The organism is Streptomyces mashuensis (assembly GCF_014654785.1).
GTDB classification, from domain to species: Bacteria; Actinomycetota; Actinomycetes; order Streptomycetales; family Streptomycetaceae; genus Streptomyces; species Streptomyces mashuensis.
In genome coordinates this window covers 180,414-201,517 of sequence record NZ_BNBD01000005.1, presented here as the reverse complement: position 1 = coordinate 201,517, position 21,104 = coordinate 180,414, and the positions used below count along the sequence as shown (strand labels likewise).

Here is a 21,104-nt window from a genome sequence, read left to right as displayed (position 1 = left end):
TCACGGGCCGGGACGGGGGTCACGGGGCGGGCGGCGGGCCGCCGCCCATCGCGCGCAGCATCGCCGGGCCGCCCGTCCGCACGAACCGCCATACGAGCACAAGCGCCAGAAGGAGGAAGGCGATGTTGAGGAACGTCGTGTAGTTCCAGCTCGGCCCCTCCTCCGGTACGTGCGCCGCCGACTGCCCCGGCACCAGGCCCAGCACGCCGAAGAGGGCCTCGACGACGTACCCGGCCACGACCGTGGCCGCGTAGAACGTCCCCAGCAGGAACGCCGTCGTCCGCAGCCCGTAGTACTTCCGGTAGATGCTCAGGATCGGGACGATCAGCAGGTCGGCGAAGACGAAGGAGATCACGCCGCCGAAACTGATGCCGCCCTTCCACAGGACCACGGCCAGCGGCACGTTGCCGATCGAGCAGACGAACGACACGATCGCGACGAGCGGCCCGACCAGGGGCCCCCACAGCTTCGCGGCGAGCGGGTGCCCCTCGAAGAAGAACGCCTGCCAGAACGCCTCCGGCACCCACGCGCCGATCGCCCCGGCGATCAGCAGCCCGGCGACCAGGTCGCGCAGGATCGCCGCCCACTCCATGACGAAGACGTGCGACGTGGCCGTGAACCCGGCGCGTGAGAGCAGCCGCCGGGCGGCGGGTCCTTCGCCGCCCACCGACATGTCCATCGCGGCGTGCCCCTCCATCGCCCCCGCCACGCCCCGCCGCGCCTGCTCGCGGGCCCGCCGGACCAGGTCCTCGCGCAGGAACAGCCGGAAGAGCAGCGCCAGCACCGCGATCATCAGCGCCCCGCCCGCGTACTCCGCGACCGTGAACTGCCAGCCCAGCAGCAACGCCATGATCACCCCGAGCTCGACGACCAGGTTCGTGGACGCCACCTCGAACGCCATGGCCGCGGTGAAGTGCGCCCCTTTGACGAAGAGCGAGCGCGCGAGCGCCACGGCGGCGTAGGAGCAGGAGGACGAGGCCACGCCGAGGCCGGCCGCGACGGCCAGCGTCCGCGGCCGGTCGTCGCCGAGCAGCGAGACGACCGCCGACCTGCGCACGACGGCCTGGACGACGGCGGACAGCACGAAGCCGAGGACGAGGGCCCAGGTGATCTCCCAGGTCATCGACCAGGTGAGGGCGAGGGCGTGGAGGAGGGCGCGGCCGAGGGCGTGCAGCGGTTCGTCGGGCATCGCCCCCAGGATGGGGCGCGGGCGCGCGGGGGGCGCGGAAGCGGGGCGGCACGGCGCGCCGGGGGGCGGGTGGCCCGGGGCGCGGGTGGCCCGGGGCGCGCGCCGGGGCGCCGGGGGCGTGGGTGACCCGGGGCGCACCGGGGCGACCGGGGGGCGGCCGGGCGGGGCCCCTGGGGGGCTAGCGCACGGCCGACACCACGGCGACGACGACGAGCATCACGGCGAGAGCGCCGGTCATGATCCGGTTCCTGGTCTTCGGGTCCACCCCACGAGCGTAACCGGACGGGGACGGCTCCCTGGTCAGCGCCCCAGCTCCCAGGACCCGACGGTCTCGTACCGGGGCCGCTCCCCCGGCATGCCGGAGGCGGGCAGGTTGCTGCGGACGAGCTCCAGCCGGTCGGCAGGCCAGGTCACGCCGTGGAAGCCGGCGAGCGCCTCCGCGTAGGGGCGCAGGTGGACGCGCCCGGTCGCGCGGGCGAGCGTGAGGTGGGGGTGGAAGGCGCGGGTGGTGTCGAGCTCCGCGCCGGCGCGCCGGCACCCCGCCACCACGGACGCGGCCAGCGCCTGCAACGTCTCCACGTCTCCCCCTGCGCCCACCCACAGCACCCGGTCCCCGAACCGCCCGCCGCCGGCCAGGCACAACTCGTGCGCCGGGTGCCGGTGCGCCGCGCGGCCGAGCCGCTCGCCGAGCCCGGGCAGCAGCGCCTCGTCCGTCTCGCCGAGGAAGGCGAGGGTGAAGTGCCAGCTCGCCGGATCGGCCCAGCGCAGCCGGTCCGCGCCGGGCAGGCGGCGGACGTCCCGTACCGCCGCGGCGAGTTCGGCGACGGCGGCGGCCGTGGGGGTCACGGCGACGAAGAGACGCATACGACGAAAGTAGCTGAGAGTGAACAACTTTCGGTTCTACCGGCGTGCATGGCGGGCAGGTTACTGTGCGTAGCGCAGGCATCGGAGGGGTGTGCGAAGCGACCGCGGAGGGGGGCGGCCATGGGACTGCTGCGGGCGTGGGGGACGTACGAGAGACGTGCGTGGACGTCGCTGGGGCTGTGGCTCGCGCGACGCCGCGACGGAGTGAACACGGGCGCGGGTGCGGGCGCGGGCGCGGGCGTGCGCGAACTGGGGTACGCCAAGGCGCAGGCGTCCACGATGTACGGGCTCCTGTTCGTGTGCGTGGTGGAGACGGTCGGCCTGGCGTTCTTCACGGCCGGCTACCCCGCGGTGCACTGGCCGATGCTGGCCGTCGACGTCTATACGGTGCTGCTGGTCCTGGGCGCGCACGCCTCGGCCGTCACCCGTCCGCACACGGTGGGCCCGGACGGCCTGCGGCTGCGGCAGGGCGCGTCCCTCGACATCCGCATACCGGCCGGGCTGATCAGGACCGTACGCCGTGAGCTGCGCTCCCGCGGCGGCGAGCCGGGCGACGGCGAGCTCGATCTGGCGGTCGCCGCCCAGACCACGGTCACGGTGGAGTTGAGCGAACCGGTCACGGTGGTGCGCCTGACGGGCCGGGAGCAGCGGGTGCATACGCTCCGCTGGCACGCGGACGACCCGGCGGCGGCCGTCGCCGCGGTGAAGGCGCTGACGGAGACGCGCAAGGAGATACCCGGGGCGCCGGCTGCCTGATCGGCCGGGGCTCCCCCGCGGGGAAACCCCGGCCTCACCAGCGCTGTTCAGCAGCCGATCAGGCGGCCGGCGCCGCCACGCGCTCGGCGGACCCGCCCGGGGACCCGCCCGCCGCGTTGCCCGCGGAATCGCCGGCGGATTCGCCCGCGGACTCCTCCGTGGTCCGCCGGCGCGGCACGAAGACCACGTGCTGGTGACCGCGCCGCAGGTCCACGCGGAGGCGGACGCCGACCGCGCGGGTCAGGGCCAGGCCCACGCCGGCCGCGGCCAGCAGCGAGACCGCGCCGCCGGCGAGGAAGCCGACCCGGGGCCCGTACGCGTCGGTGATCCAGCCGACGAGGGGCGCGCCCAGGGGCGTACCTCCCATGAACACCATCATGAACAGGCTCATCACCCGGCCCCGGAGAGCGGGATCGGAGGCCAGCTGGATACCGGAGTTGGCGGTCACGTTGATCGTCAGACCGCACATCCCGATGGGCACGAGCAGCAGCGCGAAGAACCAGAAGGAGGGCGCGAGCGCGGCTGCGATCTCCAGCAGGCCGAACAGCAGCGCGGCGCCCACCAGCAGCCGGAAGCGGGAGCTGCCGCGCCGGGCGGCGAGCAGCGCACCGGCCAGGGAGCCGGCGGCCATCAGGGTGTTGAGCAGCCCGTACGTACTGGCGTCGGCGTGGAAGACGTCGTTGACGAAGGCGGTGAGCCAGATCGGGAAGTTGAAACCGAAGGTGCCGATGAATCCGACCAGCACGATCGGCCAGATCAGCTCGGGCCGTTCGGCCACGTGGCGCAGCCCCTCGCGCAACTGGCCCTTGCCGCGCGGTGCGGTGACGGCCGGGTGCAGCTCGGCGGTGCGCATCAGCAGCAGCGCGGCGATGGGTGCCGCGAAGGAGAGCCCGTTGAGCAGGAACGCCCAGCCGCTGCCCACGGCCGAGATCAGCACGCCGGCGACGGCGGGGCCGACGAGGCGCGCGGACTGGAAGTTGGCGGAGTTGAGGCTGACGGCGTTGCGCAGGTCGGCCTGGCCCACCATCTCCACCACGAACGCCTGGCGCACGGGGTTGTCGACCACGGTGACGAGACCGAGGAGGAGCGCGGTGACGTAGACGTGCCAGACCTGGACGTGCCCGCTCAGGGTGAGCGCGGCCAGCGCCAGGCCGGTGAGGCCCATGGCGGCCTGGGACATGAGCAGCAGCTGCCGCTTGGGGTAGCGGTCGGCTATGACGCCCCCGTAGAGCCCGAGCAGCAGCATCGGCAGGAACTGCAGGGCCGTGGTGATACCGACGGCGGCCGAGGAGCCGGTCAGGCTGAGGACCAGCCAGTCCTGGGCGATGCGCTGCATCCACGTGCCGGTGTTGGAGACCACTTGACCGGCGGCGAAGAGCCGGTAGTTACGGACCCGGAGGGAGCTGAACATGCCTCCCTTACGGCGAGGACGCGGCAGGGAGGTGGTGCGGTTGGTGTCGTCGTCGTGAGGGCGGTTCGGTGCGGGTGCGGAGTCTGCTCCGTGTCCCGAACTCAAGTAGGTTCGCCTCCTTGGTAGCGGTTCCCGCCGGGGTGCCGGCGGGGGCGTGCGGTGTGCGGCGCGCCGCGGGTGCGGCGGCCGCGGGGTGCCGCGGGGTGCTGCGGACGAGACGCGACGGGAGGGCTACGAAGGCGTCGGCACGGCTACACGCGGCTACAGCTGCGCGAGCTTCTCGAGTACGGGCGCGGCGGCGCGGAGCGTCGCCCACTCGTCCTCGTCCAGCTTTCCGGCCAGCTCCGTGAGCCAGGCGTTGCGCTTGCGGCGGCTCTCCTCGAGCATCGTCTCGGCCCGCTCGGTCGGCCGGACCACCTTCTGGCGGCGGTCCTCCGGGTGCGGCTCCAGCCGGACCAGGTCCTTGCCCTCCAGCAGCGCGACGATGCGGGTCATCGACGGCGGCTGCACGTGTTCCTTGCGCGCGAGCTCGCCGGGGGTGGCGGCGCCGCAGCGCGCGAGGGTGCCGAGTACGGACATCTCGGCGGGGCTCAGCGACTCGTCCACACGCTGGTGCTTGAGTCGCCGGGACAGCCGCATGACACCCGATCGCAGGTGGTTGACGGCTTCGTCGTTCTCTGGGGTGCTGGACAGCTCCGGCATGTTTATTAGATTACCTCATTACCTCCCCTAAAGAAAGCGAGCACCCTCACCACGAATGGTCTGGCGCACCGTGCCGGGCGCGGGGCGGGGCGGGGCCCGGGCCCAGTGATGCGCAGCTGCCGGGCGCGGCGGGCGCGCTTGTCCTGCCGGTACCCCAGCAGCTCGGCGGCCGACGCGCGCGGATGCGGCGGCGACGGCGGCAACGACAGCGGCACCGGCACCGGTGTCGGTGCCGGTGCCGGTGCCGGCGGTGAGGACGGCGGGAGTCGCGCTGCTGTGGGGCGAACAGGAGCGGCCCACGCGGGGCCCGAGGCCGAGCCTCGGCCCGGGCCGCATCGCGGAGACGGCTGTGGTGTTCGCCGAGGCCGAGGGCCTGGACGCCGTCTCGATGTCGAAGATCGCGGCGGAGCTCGGGGTCTCGGGGTCTCGGCGATGGCGCTCTAGCGCTCTAGCGCTCTACCGCTACGTGCCCGGCAGGACCGGGATGATCGAGTTGATGACCGAGGCGGTGCTCGCCGAGGGGCCCGGCCTGACGGCGGCGGGCGACGGCCGGCGGCCCCGGCTGGAGGAGTGGGCCCGCCGGTACTGGGCGGTGTACCACGCCCACCCTCTGGCTCCTCGCGGCCACCGCGATGCGCCGCAGAACTCCTCACCCGCCACGCCGCCCGTTTTCCGGCGCTGACGAGGGTGATCGCGGAATGGGCGTTCGACGAGGAGACCCCCGTCCCCCTGGTCTCCGGCCTCGCCCGCGTCCTCGACAGCGTCGGGACGCTCGTCGCCACCACCACACCGAGTGATGGAGTACCGCCGGGGGTCTGCAGCCCCCCGGCAGGACGAGTACGGGGTCGAACCCCCGTGATCAGGCGAGACGGGCGTCGGCGTAGACGTTCATCGCCTCGCGCTGGTACTCGGCCAGCCCCTCAGCGATCTTGTCGAAGTTCGCGCGGTACGCCGGCTCCTCGACGTACGTCCGGCCCAGGCCCTTGTACGCCTCCGCGTTCGGGGTCCAGAAGGCGCAGACGCCCTGGTAGTGCGCCTCCACCTCGGCCTGCACCGCCGGGTCGTCGGCCGGGGTGCCGGCCACCATGAACTCCGCCATGCGGATCATCTGCGCGGTGACCTCGCGCTGCCACTGCTCGGTGGTCTCGGGCGTCATGCCCTCGACCGCCTGCCGCGACTGCTCCCACGCCTCGGGCCAGCGCTCCTGCACCTCGGCGTCCATCTCGCTGCTGTGCTCGAAGCCCTCGAAGAGGTTCTCCGGGCGGTTGATCGTCGTCATTCCGTTGTCGTCCTTTCGGTCGTCGAGTTCGGCGATGGTGCGGCCGATGGTGCGGACGAGCGTGTCCAGCCGGTCCCGCTCCCCCATCAGGCGCCGCTGGTGCTCGCGGAGCACGGTCACCCGGTCGGCCTGGCTGTCCAGGACCGCCTGGATCTCCCGCAGCCCCACCCCCAGCTCCCGCATCAGAAGGATCTGCTGCAACCGCAGCAACTCGGCCTCGCCGTAGTAGCGGTGCCCGTTGCTGCCGATGCCCGCGGGCGGCAGCAGGCCGATGTCGTCGTAGTGCCGCAGCGTCCGGGACGTCACCCCCGACATCCGCACCACGTCCGCAATCGACCAGGCCATGGCCGTGTCCTCCCATCGCCGGGCCGGTGTTTCCCGGCCACACGAAAGACCGTAGAAGTTGACGTTACGTAAAGCGCAAGCCGAGCGCCTCCGAGCCGGGGCACCCGGACCACGCCATTGACTCGGAAAGCTCTGGCCGCCGGTGAACGGGTGCTGGACGCTCTCTGGTGCTGCTTGGACTTCTGAGGCAGCTCTACTGGGCTGGAGGGCTCATGGAGAGACAGCAGGTGTCCAGGCGCACGGTGCTGATGGCTGCGGGCTCGACGGTGCTGGCCGCCGGCGTGGCCGGGCCGGCCGCGCCTACGGCGAGGGCAGCCGGCCGGGCAGGACCGGCGGTGGCGAGCAGTACGTGGCGGGTAGGGGCGGCGTTCGTGGTCGCGGTGGGCAACGACGGCGGGCTGTCCATGAACTATGCGCTGGACAGTCCTCCCCGCGTCCTCCCCTGCACGCAGGCATTGCCGATCGGCGACCCGGGCGTTGCCCCGCCTGGGGCAGGGGTGGCGGGCACCGTCCAGTCCGAGCGTCAGATCGACGCGTTCGTGGTCGACAATGACGGCAGGCTGTGGGTCACCTGGTGGCACTACACGAACCCGAGTTCCGCACAGCGCGCGCCGCTGACATCGGCGGGCTTCGCCCCTCCGGGAGCCGGTCTGGTCACGGGGGCGCAGGCCAATGACCAGCGCGACGTATTCGTCGTGGGTAATGACGGGGTGCTGTACGTGCTCTGGGAAGCCAACAACAGCGCCTGGTCCCAGCCCATACCCCTCACCCCCACACGCTTCGCCCCACCCGGCGCCGCCCTCACCACCGGACGCCAGGCGAACGACCAACTCGACGTATTCGTCGTAGGAAACGACGGAGTGCTCTACGTACTCTGGGAAGCCAACAACGGCCCCTGGTCCCAGCCCGTACCCCTCACCCCACACGCTTCGCCCCACCCGGCGGCGGTGTCACCAGCGCCGCGCAGCCGGCCGATGACGGCTTCCATCAGCTCGATGCATTCGTCGTGGGCAACGATGGTGCGCTGTATGTCACCTGGGAGCAGAACAACAGCCGCTGGGCGGACCCGGCACGGATCTCCGGTGCCGGGTTCGCCGCTCCGGGCGCCCCGGTCTCGGCCGTGACGTACGACAACGGCTATACGCCGGTGATCGTGCCGCGTATGGACAAGAGCCTGTGCGAGTTCCGCGTGACGGAGAAGTTCGGTGCCTGGACCGGCCCGAAGGTGCTTGCCGACCCGGGGACCGTGGCGCCCACGGCACGCAGCACCGTCATCCATTACTCGGTGGAAGTGAAGGAGAACAAGCTCTCCGACGGGTTCATGGCGCTGCTGAACATCGCCGGAACGTTTGCCGCGAAGAAGAAGCCGTATGCAGCCGCCCAGGCGACCGCGGACGCAACCCAGGCACTGCGCTTCCTCGCGGCCGGAACTCCGCGCCAAGGCGACCGACCATGCCGTCAACGGCACGAACAACCTCCGTAGCCTGGCCGCCCGCAACCCCACCTACCGCAAAACACACGCCGAATGGGCCGCCTCACCCACCACCACCTTCCTCGCCAACACCGGCCAATACGACAAAGCACAAACCCTCGGCGAAGAAGCCATCGACCTCTACAAAAAACTCGCAGCCGAGAACCCGGCCGACGACGAACTCGCCTTCCGCATCTCGTGGGCCTCGATGGTTCTCGCCAACAGTCTCTGGGGCAAACCGGAACTCCGCGCCAGAGCGACCGAATACGCCGTCAACGGCGTGAACGACCTCCGCAGCCTGGCCGCCCGGAATGCCTCCTACCGTCCACAACTTGCCGAGTGGATCATGTGGCCCACCATTCCGTTCCTCGTCGAGACCGGCCAGAAGGCACGCGCACTACCGCTCGCCCAGGAAGACGTCGACCTGTACACCCGGCTCAACGCCCAGGACCCCGCCGCCTATGGGGCCAAACTCGCCGCAGCGAAAAAGACCCTGGCGGATCTGTAGGGGTGAGGGATCGTGAGGGTGTCGGGAGCTCCCGTCGTCAGGGCGCCAGCAGCCGGGCCCTGATCGTCTGGAGCACATCCGTGCGGCTGCGCGGGCCGTGGTCGGCGGCGACCAGGTGGTTGCCGATCCACACCGAGAACGTGACCATGCAGCGGGCCTCGACGTCCGCCTCGTCCGCGCAGAACTCGCCGTAGAGCGACCGCAGGTACGCCATCCGGCGGTTGTCCGCGCGCCGCAGTCGTTCCGCGACCGCGGGGTCACGGCGGGCCCAGTCGCGGATGGCGAGGTCGGTCGTGACGTCGGTCAGCAGCCCGGCGCCCGACGAGGCCAGCACCGTCAGCCGCGCCAGCCGTTCCCGCGCGTCGCCGCCCTCCGCCTCGACGCGGCCGATGGTCTCGTCGGTGACCTCGCGTTCCCAGGTCTCCAGCATCTCGGTGAGCAGCGCGTCGCGGTTGGCGAAGTACCCGTAGAACCCGCCCTTGCTGACCCCGAGCGCCTGCGCCAGCGCCTCGACCCGGACCGCGTCCGGCCCGCCGGCCGACAGGGCCCGCAGCCCCGCCTCGATCCACTTGCCGCGCGGCGTGCGGATGGCGCCCATGTGTGTCTCCCCTCACGGCCGCCCCGCAGCTCTATACGGGGCCGTATAGAAGTCCTACGCTTCCTCTATACGGCATCGTATAGATCATAGGGACAGGGGTTCACTCATGAGACTCCCCAGCACCGCCCACACCTCACGCCCCTGGCGCATCCACGAGATCGCGCCCGACTTCCACGTGGAGGACGTCTGGGTCCTGCCGACGCCGGGCGGCCCCGACGAGCTCCCGCTCCTGGCCCGGCAGTTCGCCGAGGGCCCGGTGGTGCGGCCGGGCTCCTCCCCCGTCGTACGGTTCCTCTTCGCCGTCCGCTGGAAGCTCGGCGCCGCCCTCGGCTGGGACCGCCCCGAAACCGGACTCGGCGCGCGCGTCCCCACCCTCCTGGACCGCCTGCCGGCCGACCTTCGCGAGGGCCCGCGGGGCCCCTCGTTCCCCGACGGCCGCTTCACGTCCCTCTACCTCACGCAGGACGAGTGGGCGGCCGAGATGGCCAACAAGACGGTCCACGGAATCCTCCACCTGGGCTGGGTCCCGGACGGCCCGGCCGGCTCCGGCCGCCACCGCGCCCACATGACCGTCCTCGTCAAGCCCAACGGCCTTGGTGGCGCGGCGTACATGGCCGCGATCAAGCCCTTCCGGTACCTGGGCGTGTACCCGGCGCTGCTGCGCTCGGTCGGCCGCGCGTGGGCGACGAACCCGGCCCGTACGTCGCCGGTCAGCTGACCAGCCGGAACCACACCGCCTTGCCGGGCCCCTGCCCCGGGCCCCGGCACACCCCCCAGTCGGCGGCGCACGCCCGCACGAGCAGCAACCCGCGCCCACGCTCCTCCTCGGCGCGGGCGCGCGCGTCGTACGCCTCGGGCACGCCCGGCGCGCCGTCGTACACCAGGACGAGCAGCGCCCCTCCGGACATCCACGAGACGGTCACCGTCACGGGCACGGAACACCGGTGCCGGCGGCAGGCGTTGACGGCGTTCGTCACGACCTCCGAGGTCAGCAGCATCGCCATCGGCACGAGCTCCTCGCGCCGCGCGATGAGGAGCGCCGTCCGCACGGCTTCCCGCGCGCCCCTGACCCACGCGGGTGCGGGCGGGAAGACGAGCGAGAAGTCACTGCGCGGCGGAAACGCGGCACCGCCGGTGCGGGTGGTGGGGACGGTGGTGACAGGGCTCATGATGCGGCTCCTGGAGTCCGGGGGCCCGCGCGGTGGCTGGGCGCATGCGGTGGCGTTGCCGTTGCGCTGCCGCTGCCGGACGGGGCTTTGAGGGCGCGCGCGGGTGCACTTCCGGCTTACGGCGCCGGGTGGGCGGGCGGTTCGTCTTCGACGGTAGGGATAGCGGTTGCGGATCAGCAACCCGCTTGGCGGTTTTGCCTCTAACGAGTGCCTCGACGGCGCGACGAACCGGCAGACTGGGCCCGAGCAAAGGAGGAACGGGAGTGGGTCTCCGCACCAACCCGACGCAGCGGCAGCGGCGTTTGGGCATCGAGCTGCGCAGGCTGCGGCTGGCCGCGGGCATGTCGGTCGGCGCGGCGGCGGCAGCCGCCGACCTCGGTCCGGCACACCTGGGCCACATCGAGGCGGCTCGAACGGCCATTCCAGAGGTGAAGCTGCGGGCGCTTGCGGCCGCCTACGGTTGCCGATCTGAGCCGCTGATTGACGCGCTGGTGGCGATGGCGCAGGCGTCGGGGAAGGGGTGGTGGTCGGAGTACAAGACGCTTCTCCCCGCCCAGGCCCTGGACTTGGCTGAGCTGGAGTACTCGGCGATCGGCTGCCGGTCGTTTCAGTGGCTGTACATGCCGGGGCTGCTCCAGAGCCCTGCCTACATGGAAGCGTTGTTCCGAGGGGGCGAACCGGACGCAGATCCAGCAACGCGTGCGAGATACGTAGAGTTCCGGCTACGCCGACAGCAAGCGTTGCAAGAAGGCACACTGCAGTTCCACACCGTGATCCACGAGACAGCACTGCGCATGCAATTCGTACCGGCCGAGGTCATGCGAGGGCAGATCGAGCACCTGGTGAACATGGCCCGGCTACCGAACGTGCGCGTGCAGGTCCTGCCACTTCGGTCCGGCGTCTACCCCGTGCAGTTCAGCACACCGTTCGTGATCTATGAGGCCACCGCTACAGAGCTGAACACCGTCTATGTGGAGCAGCCGATCTCGTCACCATTCGTCAGCGACCAGGAGCATCTCCGCAACTTCTCCACCGCATTCGACAGCCTCAGCGCCGTGGCGCTGGAGCCGATTGACGCGCCGATCGAACCCGAGTTCCATGCGAGGAGAGATTCGTTCGCCCTGGTCCAGCACTTGCTGTACGAACTTTGAAAGGTACGCCGTGTCCCGCTTCACATGGCAGAAGTCGACTTACAGCGGTAGCGCGGGAGGCGGCGAATGCATAGAAGTCGCTCGCTGGCAGAAGTCGAGCTTCAGCTCTGGTGGAACAGACGACGAATGCATAGAGCTAGCCGACACCCCCGGCACCGTAGGTCGGGTCCACCTCCGCGAGAGCGACGCCCCCCACAACATCCTCACCATCCCACCCGCCGCACTGCGCGCACTCATCCGCCGCACCCCCACGCGCACCGGCTGACGCGCCGCACCGGTGGGGGACCTGTCGTGCGGCAGCCCGCGCGCTGCGGGCACACCCGGCGCCGCCGCACGGCACCACATCGCAGACCACGACCCCACACACACGACAGGCCGGCCCACGCTGCCCGCCGGCCCGCAGCTGCCGCACCACCCCAACCCGGCGCCGCCCTACGCCCTACAAGGCACGCCCGACGCCGTCGCAATCGCCACCCCACCGCCAAGGCGCACCACCACACGCCCGACGGGGCAACCCACACTCTGGGCCGCAGTTGCTGCGCCACCAAACCCCCCACAGGCCGAACCACGCTCTCCGCGCCGCAGCTGCCGAGCCACCCCCGCGCCCCCACCACCCGCGCGGCAGCGCACCGCCCCGCCGGCCGAGTTGTTGCACAACGCGTAGGCCCCCCAAGGGTGGTGACAGGGCCGACCGGGCAGGGATGTCAGTGCGGCCTGGCATAGTCGCGGGCATGTTGCAGGTATGCCTGAACGGGGCGCGGACGCGCGCCGAGTGGCCTTCGCTGCCCGTGGCGCCGGGGGTGCTGGCCGCCGAGGCCGCACGGGCCGTGGAGGCCGGGGCGGAGGACGTCCACCTCCACCCGAAGGACGCCGAGGGGTACGACTCACTGGCGCCCGACGCGGTCGCGCAGGCCGTCACGGCGGTGCGCCGGGCCGTGCCGGCCGGTATACGTGTCGGGGTCACGACCGGGGCGTGGGCGGTGCCGGACCCCGAGCGGCGGGTGGCCCTCGTGCGGTCCTGGACCGTGCTGCCCGACCACGCCTCGGTCAACTGGCACGAGGAGGGTGCCGAGGAGGTGGCCCGGGCGCTGCTCGACCGGGGGGTCGGCGTGGAGGCGGGCGTCTGGTCGGGTACGGGGGCGGCGCGCCGGTTCCTGGCCTCGCCGCTGGCCGGCCGCGTCCTGCGGGTGCTGGCGGAGGTCACCGACACCGAACCGGCGACGGCCGCCGGGACGGCCACCGCCCTGCTGAAGGAGCTGGACCCCGCCGTACAGCGCCTGCCCGTGCTGCTGCACGGCGAGGAGGGCGGGGCCTGGCCGGTGCTGCGCCTGGCGGGGCGGCTGGGGCTGGACGCGCGGACCGGGCTGGAGGACGTGCTCGTCCTGCCCGACGGGTCCACCGCACGGGACAACGCGGCGCTGGTCCAGGCGGCGCGCACGCTCCTGGACGGTGCGAGGCTTGACCTCGCCGACGACGGCGGTGATCGTGGATCTTCGCCGGACGGGCCGGTACGACCCGGCCGGCCAGAACGGAAGGAAGATCCGCCATTCCCGCCAAGACGTTACTGATCCCCACCGCAGACGGCCGGGCCGACGCCTTCGCCGCCTACCCCGAAACCGGCACCGGCGAGCAGCACCCGGCGGTGCTGCTGTACATGGACGCCTTCGGCCTGCGGCCCGAGCTGGAGAAGAAGGCCCTCGAACTGGCCGGGCACGGCTACTACGTGCTCGTACCCAACCTGTACTACCGGCACCGGCCCGCACCGGTCCTCGAACTGCCCGAGCACATCGGGGAGGACGAGCGGCCCGCGGTCATCTCCCAGCTGATGCCCCTGATCCAGGAATTCACCGTCGACGGGATCCTGCGCGACGCCGACGCCTACCTCGGCTTCCTCGCCGCACAGCCCGAGGTCGCCGACGGACCGGTCGGCGTGATCGGCTACTGCATGGGCGCGCCCCTGGCGCTGCGCACGGCCGCGGCCCACCCCGGCAAGGTGGCCGCCATGGCCGGCTTCCACCCGGGTTTCCTGGTGACGGACGCGCCGAACAGCCCGCACCGCGTCCTCGACACGCTCACCGCCGAGGTCCACATCGGCCTCGCCGAGGGCGACATGACGCCCGAGGCACTGGGCGAGCTCGACAAGGCGCTGGACGCCGCCGGCGTCACCTACACCACCGAGACGTACCCCGGCACCGTCCACGGCTTCACCATGTCGGACACCGACGCCTTCAACCCGGACGCACTCCAGCACCACTGGGACCGCCTGCTGCCCCTCCTCGACCGCACCCTGCGCAAGGGCTGAGGCAACAGCGCCACCGCCGGCGCACGCGCCGTGGCCGCTGTCAGCCCTGACAACGCCGACAGCGGGCACGGCAGCCCCTCACCGGCGACGCAGCAACAACCGTCCCTGCCCGAACCGTTCGCCCTCGGCCGGTTGCCGCAGGGTGCGGGCGACCTCCTCCAAGCCGACCGTGGTCGCCATGGCCGCCAGGTCGTCCACCGGCCAGCGGTAGGCCGTCGTGACCTTGTGGTCGAAGGGCGTCACCGGGTGGCCGGTCTCCGGTGCGAAGAAGCCCAGCAGCAGGTGGCCGCCCGGGGCCAGGAGCCGGGCGCACTCCGCTACGTACGACGGGACGTCGTCCGGCGTTGCGTGGATGAACGAGTACCACGCCAGGATGCCGCTCAGCGAACCGTCCGGCAGGGGCAGCGCCGTCATGTCGCCTACGTCGAAGCGGAGGTCCGGGTACGCCTCGCGGGCCAGGTCGATCATTGCCGGGGAGAGGTCGACACCGAAGGCGTCGAGGCCCAGGTCGCGGAGGTGCGCGGTCAGGTGGCCCGGCCCGCACCCCAGATCCGCGACCGGACCGGCACCGGCGGCCCCGGCGGCACCCGCGTCCCGTACCGAGTCGGCGAACGCGGCGATCGTCGCGCGGTCCACGGGGCTGCCGGCGAGGCTGTCGCGGAACAGCGCGGCGTAGCGCGTGGCCACGGCGTCGTACGCGTCCGCCGTCGCCCGCAGCTGCCGGGTCACGGGCCGGGTCACGGCTGCGCCTCCGCCGCCGTGAGGAGCGCGACCACGTCGCGGATGCGGTCCCGTACGGCCGGGTCCGTGACCGTGCCGTCCGCCCCCACCGACTGGGGGTGCACGGGGATCTGCGCGCAGGCGGGCTCGACGATGTGGGCGCCGGTGTAGCCCAGTACGGTCCGCAGCGTGGCCTCGGCGCCCTGGCCGCGGCCGGGGGCGGCCACGTTGAGCCAGGCCACCGGCTTGTCGCAGATCTCGGTGCCGCCGACGGTCCAGTCGAGCAGGTTCTTGAACGAGCCGGGCAGCGTGCCCGCGTACTCCGGCGTGCACACGAGAACGGCCGCCGCCTCGGCGATGGCCGCGCGCAGGGCGGCGACGGGGGCCGGCAGCGGCTCGGTGTCGTGGTCGGGGTTGAAGTGCGGGAGGCCGGCGAGGCCGGCGTAGAGGACCGGGCGTACGTGCGCGGGGGCGACGGCCTGCGCGGTGCGCAGCGCGGCCTCGTTGGACGAGCCGGACCGCAGGCTTCCGGACAGCAGGAGGAGCACGGGGTGCGAGGACATCCGCTCAACCTACTGACCGGCCGCCGCGGTCCGGCGCCGGGGTCAGGTGATGACCAGCGTCGTCGGGCCGTTGATGGTGTCGACGCCCTGCGGCGACGCGCAGTCGAGGGGCCGGAGGGTGAGTTGCGCGCCGGGGGACGCCACCGTGCGGCCCTTGTACTTGCCCTCGACGACCCTGCCGTCGACGGCGGCTACGGTCTCCCCGGACACCGGCTGGACCAGGTTGTGGCGCTCGTAGAGGACCTTGCTGTGTTCACCCGTGTTCCAGGTGATCTCCTCCACGGCGGTGCTCGCGATGCCCAGGCAACTGGTCTCGCCGGCGCCCTTGATGATTGACCGGGCGGAGGTCGGGTGGGAGCGGGGGTCGATGCCGGTGCAGGTGTAGGTGGCGGTGCCGGTGATGCGGGAGTGCTGGGTGTGCAGGGTGAGTCCTGGCGAGAAGTGGACGTCCGCGCCACCCACGCAGCTGATCACCGCGCGGGATGCGTCTCCTCTTCCGTGGTTTCCGTCGGCCTGCGCCGTCGCCGGCAGGACCGGCGTGAGAGGGAGTACGACGCAGGCCGCGATTCCGCGCCAGGAACGCTTCATGTGCACCTCTTCCGAGGGGACGGGGTGGAGCCATGGCCGCGGGAACCTACCCCCGCCGCCACACCCCGTCACACGTCACACGTCACCCGTTGGGGGGACCGTCGCCGCCTCACGGACGGACGTACGGGCGCGTCATGATCTCCATGTTGTGACCGTCCGGGTCGGCGAAGTACGCACCTCGGCCACCGAAGAGGTTGTTGGTGCGGCCGGGGTCGGTGTGGTTGGGGTTGGCGTAGTACGTGACGCCGAGCTCCTCCAGCCGCGCGATCATGCCGTCGAACGCGTCGTCCGGCACGAGGAACGCGTAGTGCTGCGACTGGATCGGCTCGTAACGGCTGTCGTAGAAGTCGAGCGTCACGCCGTTCCCGAGGTCGACGGGGAGGAACGGGCCGAAGGGCGCGCCGACCTCCAGGCCGAGGACGCCGGCGAGGAACTCGGCGGACCGCTGCCGGTTCGTGGCGTGGACCACGGTGTGGTTCAGCTGAACAGTGGGGGAGGAAGTCATGGGTGTGTCTCCTGTGTCGTCGAATCCGCGGAAAGGGATGCGGAAGGGAATGCAGAACGACACGGAAACGGCGGGCCCCGGGCCCGCCCCGGGCTCACGCGGAGGCCGGGTGCCCTACTCGTGAATGGCTTATGGCCGACCCGGCAGTCACGTCCCCGACCTTAGAGCGCAATCGATTGATGATCAAGGCGGTTGGGGCGCGGGCCGACGCACCGAGGCGCCGCCCCCGGAGCCGGGGACGGCGCCTCGCCGCATGAGTGCGTACCGCGCGGGCGCTACTTCACGCCCAGCGCCTGCTCGATCGGGTCGAGCAGGAAGTAGACCAGGAAGCACAGGCCGACCACGTTGAGCAGCCACGGGACCTCGCGGGCCCGCTTGTCGGCGATGCGCAGCAGGATGAAGGCCAGTACGCCGATGCCGATGCCGTTGGTGATCGAGTACGTGAACGGCATGGAGACGACCGTCAGGAACGCGGGGATCGCGATCGTGAAGTCGCTCCAGTCGATCTCCCGGACGTTGGCCGCCATGATGAGGAAGCCGACGACGAGCAGCGCCGGGGTGGCGGCCTGCGAGGGGACCACCGTGGCGAGCGGGGTGAAGACCAGGGCGAGCAGGAAGAGGCCGCCGGTCATGAGGTTGGCGAGGCCCGTGCGGGCGCCCTCGCCGACGCCGGCGGTGGACTCGACGAAGCAGGTGTTGGCGGAGGCCGAGCCGGCGCCGCCGGCGGCGACGGCCACGCCGTCGATCATCAGGATGCGGCCCATGTTGGGCAGCTGGCCCTTCTCGTCGGTCAGGCCCGCCTCCTCGCCGACGCCGATGATCGTGCCCATCGCGTCGAAGAACCCGGACAGCAGCACGGTGAAGACGAACAGGCAGCCGGTGAGCAGGCCCACCTCGCGGAAGCCGCCGAAGAGGCTGATGTGACCGACGAGGCCGAAGTCGGGTGCACCCACGATGTGGTCCGGCATCTTCGGGACGCTCAGGCCCCACTTCGCGTCGGGGATCTTCGCGGTCGCGTTGATGACGACGGCGAGGACCGTCATGGTCACGATGCCGATGAGGATGGCGCCGCGCGTCTTGCGGACGACGAGGACGAAGGTCAGCGCGAGGCCGAGCACGAAGACCAGCACCGGCCAGCCCTGCAGCTGGCCGCCCTGGCCGAGGCCGAGCGGGACGGTGGTGTGGGCGGCGTCCGGGTTGCGGGTGACGAAGCCGGAGTCGACCAGGCCGATCAGGGAGATGAACAGGCCGATGCCGATCGCGATGGCGCGCCGGAGGCCGCCGGGTATCGCGTCCATGACGCGCTGCCGCAGGCCGGAGGCGACCAGGACCATCAGCACGAGGCCGGCCAGGACCACCATGCCCATGGCGTCGGGCCAGCTCATCTTGGGCGCGAGCTGGAGCGAGACGACGGCGTTGATGCCGAGGCCGGCCGCGCAGGCGATGGGGACGTTGCCGATGGCGCCCATGAGGATCGTGGTCAGGCCGGCCATCAGGGCGGTGGCCGTGACCAGCTGGGCGTTGTCCAGCTGGTGACCGTACTTGTCCTGGCCCGCGCCCAGAATGATCGGGTTCAGCACGATGATGTACGCCATCGCAAAGAACGTCGCCAGTCCGCCGCGGAGCTCACGCGCCACGGTCGAGCCGCGCTCCGAGATCCGGAAATAGCGGTCGAGCGCGTTGCGGCTGGGCTCGGGGCTGGAGGGGGTGGGAGTCTTCGCGGCCGCGGGGGCGGGTGTGGCCGAGGTGGTCATCAAGGGACCTCAGTCATTCGGGCCCGGTGGGGCCGGGGACAAACAAAAAGATCAACTTCTGACCGGCTTTGATCACCTTTGGCTAAGCCTTGGATGATCAAACAAAACCAGTCGAGCAAATCCAGTTCGATTCAGTATGAATAAACAACACCCATTTGGCTATCTCCGCGCGTAGACCCCTGTCCCACCAGGGCCCGCACGACCCCGCCGTCCCCCCGACGGACTACGCTTGCGCCATGACGAAGTGGACACCCCGGCATGAAGCCCCCGAGCCCCTCGAGGGGCCGGTCGTCGCCACGGTCACCGGCGGCACGATCGTCTGGTTCGTCCTCTTCCTCGTCCAGCTGCCGTTCTACGGATGGTTCGAGGACCACGGCCACCTGTGGTGGCTGTGGACCTGCCTCGCCGGCGGCGGCCTCGGCCTGATCGGCATCTGGTACGTCCGCAAGCGCGACGCCGCCATCCGCGCCGCCCGCGAGCGCGACGCCGCGGCCGCCGTGGCCGCAAAGCGCCCCTAGGGGGTGTCCGATGGGTCGGCACACCCCCTAGCCGCCGACAGCCGCGGGGCTCCCCCGCCGTTCGACAGGCCCGCCGCCCCGCGGCCCCGTACCGTCGAACCATGAGCAGCGTGACCCGGCCCGTCGCGCACCGCGGGCTGAGCGCCGCCGACGTGGCCGCGCGGATCGCCCGCGGGGAAGTCAACGACGTCCCCGTCCGCTCCTCCCGGTCGACCGCCGACATCGTCCGCGCCAACGTCTTCACCCGCTTCAACGCGATCATCGGCGTGCTCTTCCTGATCGTCCTCGTCGTCGGGCCCCTCCAGGACGGCCTGTTCGGCTTCGTCATCATCGCCAACACCGCCATCGGCATCGTCCAGGAGCTCCGCGCCAAGAAGACCCTCGACTCCCTCGCCGTCATCGGCGAGACCCGCCCCACCGTCCGCCGCGACGGCACCGCCGCGCCCGTCGCCACCCGCGAGATCGTGCTCGGCGACCTCATCGAGCTGGGGCCCGGCGACAAGTGCGTCGTCGACGGCGAGGTGGCGGAGGCCGACGGGCTGGAGATCGACGAGTCGTTGCTGACCGGCGAGGCCGACCCCGTGGCCAAGCAGCCCGGCGACGCTGTGATGTCCGGCTCGTTCGTCGTGGCCGGCGGCGGCGCGTACACCGCCACCAAGGTGGGGCGCGAGGCGTACGCGGCGCAGCTCGCCGAGGAGGCGTCGCGCTTCACGCTCGTCCACTCCGAGCTGCGCACCGGCATCAGCCTGATCCTCAAGTACGTGACGTGGATGATGCTCCCCGCCGCGATCGGGCTGGTCGTCGGGCAGCTGCTGGTGCAGGGCCACGACTGGCGGGAGGCGGTCCGGCGGATGGTGGCCGGGATCGTGCCGATGGTGCCCGAGGGGCTGGTGCTGCTGACGTCCGTGGCCTTCGCGATCGGCGTGGTGCGGCTGGGCCGGCGCAAGTGCCTGGTGCAGGAGCTGCCCGCGATCGAGGGCCTGGCCCGGGTCGACGTGGTGTGCCTGGACAAGACCGGCACGCTCACCGAGGGCGGCATGGACGTCAGCGAGCTGCGCGTACTGCCGGACGCCCGCACCGACGAGACGTACGTACGGCAGGTGCTGGGCGCGCTCGGCGAGGCGGACCCGCGGCCCAACGCCAGCCTGCGGGCGATCATCGACGCGTACCCCGACGGCACGGGCTGGCGGTGCACGCAGGCGCTGCCGTTCTCCTCCGCCCGCAAGTACAGCGGCGCCGCGCTCAACAGCCCCGACACCGGCAGCGCCACATGGCTGCTGGGCGCCCCCGACGTGCTCCTGCCCGCCGGGCACGGCGCGCTGCGCGAGACGGAGCAGCTCAACGCGCAGGGGCTGCGGGTGCTGCTGCTGGCGCGGACGGAACGGGAGCTGGGCGACCCGCGCGTCGCCGAGGACGTGACGCCCGCCGCGCTCGTCGTCCTGGAGCAGCGGCTGCGCGCGGACGCGGCGGAGACGCTGCGCTACTTCGCCGAGCAGGACGTGGCCGCGAAGGTGATCTCGGGCGACAACGCGGTGTCGGTGGGGGCCGTCGCCGGCCAGCTGGGGCTGCCGGGCGCGCAGGCACCGGTGGACGCGCGGCGGCTGCCCGCCGAGCGGCAGGGCATGGCGGAGGAACTGGACCGGGGCACGGTCTTCGGGCGGGTCACGCCGCGGCAGAAGCGCGACATGGTGGGCGCGCTCCAGTCGCGCGGGCACACCGTGGCGATGACGGGCGACGGCGTGAACGACGTGCTGGCGCTGAAGGACGCCGACATCGGCGTCTCCATGGGCTCCGGCTCGGAGGCCACGCGCGCGGTGGCGCAGATCGTGCTGCTGGACAACAGCTTCGCCTCGCTGCCGTCGGTGGTCGCCGAGGGGCGGCGCGTGATCGGCAACATCACGCGCGTGGCCACGCTGTTCCTGACGAAGACGGCCTACTCGGTGCTGCTGGCGATCCTCGTCGTGTGCACACGCGTGCCCTACCCGTTCCTGCCGCGCCACCTGACGCTGCTGTCGACGCTCACCATCGGCGTACCGGCGTTCTTCCTGGCGCTGGCACCGAACAAGGAGCGCGCACGACCGCACTTCGTGCGCCGTGTGATGCGGTACGCCGTCCCCGCTGGCCTGATCGCCGGCGCGGCCACCTTCGTCACGTACCTGCTGGCCCGCGCGCACTACGGCGGGGAGGGCGCGCTCCAGGCGCAGACCAGCGCCGCCACGCTGACGCTGTTCCTGATCTCCCTCTGGGTGCTCGCGATCATCGCCCGGCCCTACACCTGGTGGCGGGTCGGGCTGGTGCTGGCGATGGCGGCGGGGTTCCTGCTGGTGCTGGTCACCCCGTTCCTCCAGCACTTCTGCGCCCTGCGGCTGGTCGGCACGGTGCTGCCGTGGACGGCCGTGGCCGTCGCCGCGGTCGCGGCGACGGCCCTGGAACTCACCTGGCGGTGGGTGGGGCGCCGCTTCCCGGCGTGAGCGGGGGGGCTCCGAGCGGGAAGCTAGCTTCCGGCCTTCTCGTCCTCCAGCATGCCGCGGATCTGGTCGCGCAGCTCCGGCGTGTCCTCGTGCTGGTGCACGGACACGGCGTGCTGCGTGGCCGCGCGCAGCACTTCCTCCTCCTCACCGGCGATGGTGAGGGTGCAGTTGCTCTCGCTGGGGTACTTGCGGCAGTCGGCGACTTTCCTGGTCATGACGGCCTCCCGGGCCGATGATTAC

General features: G+C 71.8%; 26 protein-coding genes. 12 read left to right on the top strand and 14 right to left on the bottom strand.

Going from position 1 to position 21,104, the window contains the following annotated elements; genetic code table 11:
• Positions 1-19: 19 nt before the first annotated feature.
• Both IE305_RS15135 and thpR read right to left on the bottom strand, forming a co-directional pair.
• Positions 20-1,189, bottom strand: coding sequence for a permease (locus tag IE305_RS15135; protein WP_190130081.1), 1,170 nt, complete (start codon positions 1,187-1,189; stop codon positions 20-22).
• Between the two features lie 300 nt (positions 1,190-1,489).
• Positions 1,490-2,053: an RNA 2',3'-cyclic phosphodiesterase gene (gene thpR / locus IE305_RS15130; RefSeq protein ID WP_190130080.1), complete on the bottom strand. Its 564-nt coding sequence runs from the start codon at positions 2,051-2,053 to the stop codon at positions 1,490-1,492.
• A 120-nt stretch (positions 2,054-2,173) separates the two neighbouring features.
• On the opposite strand from thpR, the gene IE305_RS15125 reads away from it, so the two are divergent.
• Positions 2,174-2,809 (top strand): hypothetical protein, encoded by a 636-nt coding sequence (locus IE305_RS15125; RefSeq protein ID WP_190130079.1) that lies wholly within the window; start codon positions 2,174-2,176, stop codon positions 2,807-2,809.
• Positions 2,810-2,867: 58 nt separating this feature from the next.
• Here the strand turns inward: IE305_RS15125 and IE305_RS15120 are convergent, their stop codons facing one another.
• Together IE305_RS15120 and IE305_RS15115 are read right to left on the bottom strand one after the other, a co-directional pair.
• The gene (locus IE305_RS15120; RefSeq protein ID WP_190130078.1) at positions 2,868-4,325 is read right to left on the bottom strand and encodes an MFS transporter; all 1,458 of its coding nucleotides are present in this window, start codon (positions 4,323-4,325) and stop codon (positions 2,868-2,870) included.
• Between the two features lie 156 nt (positions 4,326-4,481).
• On the bottom strand, positions 4,482-4,922 hold the full coding sequence (locus IE305_RS15115) for a MarR family winged helix-turn-helix transcriptional regulator (protein ID WP_190130077.1): 441 nt from the start codon (positions 4,920-4,922) through the stop codon (positions 4,482-4,484).
• Between the two features lie 250 nt (positions 4,923-5,172).
• On the opposite strand from IE305_RS15115, the gene IE305_RS15110 reads away from it, so the two are divergent.
• Positions 5,173-5,604: a TetR/AcrR family transcriptional regulator gene (locus IE305_RS15110; protein WP_190130076.1), complete on the top strand. Its 432-nt coding sequence runs from the start codon at positions 5,173-5,175 to the stop codon at positions 5,602-5,604.
• Positions 5,605-5,781: 177 nt separating this feature from the next.
• On the opposite strand, the gene IE305_RS15105 is transcribed toward IE305_RS15110, so the two are convergent.
• The gene (locus IE305_RS15105; RefSeq protein ID WP_190130075.1) at positions 5,782-6,546 is read right to left on the bottom strand and encodes a MerR family transcriptional regulator; all 765 of its coding nucleotides are present in this window, start codon (positions 6,544-6,546) and stop codon (positions 5,782-5,784) included.
• A 193-nt stretch (positions 6,547-6,739) separates the two neighbouring features.
• Positions 6,740-6,952, bottom strand: a complete 213-nt coding sequence (locus IE305_RS15100; protein ID WP_190130074.1) for a hypothetical protein — start codon at positions 6,950-6,952, stop codon at positions 6,740-6,742.
• Here IE305_RS15100 and IE305_RS33925 point away from each other — a divergent pair.
• Genes IE305_RS33925 through IE305_RS15090 form a run of 3 tightly spaced genes read left to right on the top strand, consistent with a single transcriptional unit; the run spans position 6,951 to position 8,525 of the window.
• Positions 6,951-7,670: a DUF8189 domain-containing protein gene (locus IE305_RS33925; protein WP_506005204.1), complete on the top strand. Its 720-nt coding sequence runs from the start codon at positions 6,951-6,953 to the stop codon at positions 7,668-7,670. The two genes, IE305_RS15100 and IE305_RS33925, sit on opposite strands and share 2 nt — an antisense overlap.
• On the top strand, positions 7,553-8,029 hold the full coding sequence (locus IE305_RS15095) for a hypothetical protein (RefSeq protein WP_190130073.1): 477 nt from the start codon (positions 7,553-7,555) through the stop codon (positions 8,027-8,029). Before IE305_RS33925 ends, IE305_RS15095 begins: the two co-directional genes overlap by 118 nt.
• A complete protein-coding gene (locus IE305_RS15090) occupies positions 7,917-8,525 on the top strand; it encodes a hypothetical protein (protein WP_190130072.1) in 609 nt (202 codons plus the stop codon). The genes IE305_RS15095 and IE305_RS15090 overlap by 113 nt, the downstream gene beginning before the upstream one ends.
• Positions 8,526-8,562: 37 nt before the next feature.
• Here IE305_RS15090 and IE305_RS15085 read toward each other — a convergent pair whose 3' ends face one another.
• Positions 8,563-9,123 (bottom strand): TetR/AcrR family transcriptional regulator, encoded by a 561-nt coding sequence (locus tag IE305_RS15085; protein ID WP_190130071.1) that lies wholly within the window; start codon positions 9,121-9,123, stop codon positions 8,563-8,565.
• A 106-nt stretch (positions 9,124-9,229) separates the two neighbouring features.
• Here IE305_RS15085 and IE305_RS15080 point away from each other — a divergent pair, with 106 nt between their 5' ends.
• Entirely contained in the window at positions 9,230-9,841 is a 612-nt protein-coding gene (locus IE305_RS15080) for a DUF2867 domain-containing protein (RefSeq protein WP_190130070.1), read from the top strand.
• On the opposite strand, the gene IE305_RS15075 is transcribed toward IE305_RS15080, so the two are convergent.
• Positions 9,834-10,292, bottom strand: a complete 459-nt coding sequence (locus IE305_RS15075) for an ATP-binding protein (protein WP_190130069.1) — start codon at positions 10,290-10,292, stop codon at positions 9,834-9,836. The genes IE305_RS15080 and IE305_RS15075 overlap by 8 nt on opposite strands.
• 263 nt (positions 10,293-10,555) lie before the next feature.
• Here IE305_RS15075 and IE305_RS15070 point away from each other — a divergent pair, with 263 nt between their 5' ends.
• The 4 genes from IE305_RS15070 (at position 10,556) to IE305_RS15055 (ending at position 13,745) form a co-directional block, all read left to right on the top strand.
• On the top strand, positions 10,556-11,443 hold the full coding sequence (locus tag IE305_RS15070; protein ID WP_190130068.1) for a DUF5753 domain-containing protein: 888 nt from the start codon (positions 10,556-10,558) through the stop codon (positions 11,441-11,443).
• On the top strand, positions 11,391-11,708 hold the full coding sequence (locus IE305_RS15065) for a DUF397 domain-containing protein (protein ID WP_190130067.1): 318 nt from the start codon (positions 11,391-11,393) through the stop codon (positions 11,706-11,708). Before IE305_RS15070 ends, IE305_RS15065 begins: the two co-directional genes overlap by 53 nt.
• Before the next feature lie 466 nt (positions 11,709-12,174).
• Positions 12,175-13,011 (top strand): 3-keto-5-aminohexanoate cleavage protein, encoded by an 837-nt coding sequence (locus IE305_RS15060; RefSeq protein ID WP_190130066.1) that lies wholly within the window; start codon positions 12,175-12,177, stop codon positions 13,009-13,011.
• Positions 12,990-13,745: a dienelactone hydrolase family protein gene (locus IE305_RS15055; RefSeq protein WP_190130329.1), complete on the top strand. Its 756-nt coding sequence runs from the start codon at positions 12,990-12,992 to the stop codon at positions 13,743-13,745. The genes IE305_RS15060 and IE305_RS15055 overlap by 22 nt, the downstream gene beginning before the upstream one ends.
• A gap of 78 nt (positions 13,746-13,823) precedes the next feature.
• On the opposite strand, the gene IE305_RS15050 is transcribed toward IE305_RS15055, so the two are convergent.
• The 5 genes from IE305_RS15050 to IE305_RS15030 all read right to left on the bottom strand — a co-directional run bounded on the left by IE305_RS15050 (position 13,824) and on the right by IE305_RS15030 (position 17,875).
• Positions 13,824-14,486, bottom strand: coding sequence for a class I SAM-dependent methyltransferase (locus IE305_RS15050; protein ID WP_190130065.1), 663 nt, complete (start codon positions 14,484-14,486; stop codon positions 13,824-13,826).
• On the bottom strand, positions 14,483-15,028 hold the full coding sequence (locus IE305_RS15045; RefSeq protein WP_190130064.1) for an NADPH-dependent FMN reductase: 546 nt from the start codon (positions 15,026-15,028) through the stop codon (positions 14,483-14,485). The genes IE305_RS15050 and IE305_RS15045 overlap by 4 nt, the downstream gene beginning before the upstream one ends.
• 42 nt (positions 15,029-15,070) lie before the next feature.
• Positions 15,071-15,502 (bottom strand): hypothetical protein, encoded by a 432-nt coding sequence (locus IE305_RS15040; protein WP_190130063.1) that lies wholly within the window; start codon positions 15,500-15,502, stop codon positions 15,071-15,073.
• Between the two features lie 223 nt (positions 15,503-15,725).
• Entirely contained in the window at positions 15,726-16,121 is a 396-nt protein-coding gene (locus tag IE305_RS15035; protein WP_190130062.1) for a VOC family protein, read from the bottom strand.
• A 275-nt stretch (positions 16,122-16,396) separates the two neighbouring features.
• Complete coding sequence (locus tag IE305_RS15030; RefSeq protein ID WP_190130061.1) at positions 16,397-17,875, bottom strand: NCS2 family permease; 1,479 nt, start codon at positions 17,873-17,875, stop codon at positions 16,397-16,399.
• Positions 17,876-18,111: 236 nt separating this feature from the next.
• Here IE305_RS15030 and IE305_RS15025 point away from each other — a divergent pair, with 236 nt between their 5' ends.
• Together IE305_RS15025 and IE305_RS15020 are read left to right on the top strand one after the other, a co-directional pair.
• Positions 18,112-18,393: a DUF2530 domain-containing protein gene (locus IE305_RS15025; RefSeq protein WP_190130060.1), complete on the top strand. Its 282-nt coding sequence runs from the start codon at positions 18,112-18,114 to the stop codon at positions 18,391-18,393.
• 101 nt (positions 18,394-18,494) lie between these two features.
• Positions 18,495-20,864: an HAD-IC family P-type ATPase gene (locus IE305_RS15020; protein ID WP_190130059.1), complete on the top strand. Its 2,370-nt coding sequence runs from the start codon at positions 18,495-18,497 to the stop codon at positions 20,862-20,864.
• A gap of 23 nt (positions 20,865-20,887) precedes the next feature.
• On the opposite strand, the gene IE305_RS15015 is transcribed toward IE305_RS15020, so the two are convergent.
• On the bottom strand, positions 20,888-21,079 hold the full coding sequence (locus IE305_RS15015) for a DUF1059 domain-containing protein (protein WP_190130058.1): 192 nt from the start codon (positions 21,077-21,079) through the stop codon (positions 20,888-20,890).
• Positions 21,080-21,104: the final 25 nt, after the last annotated feature.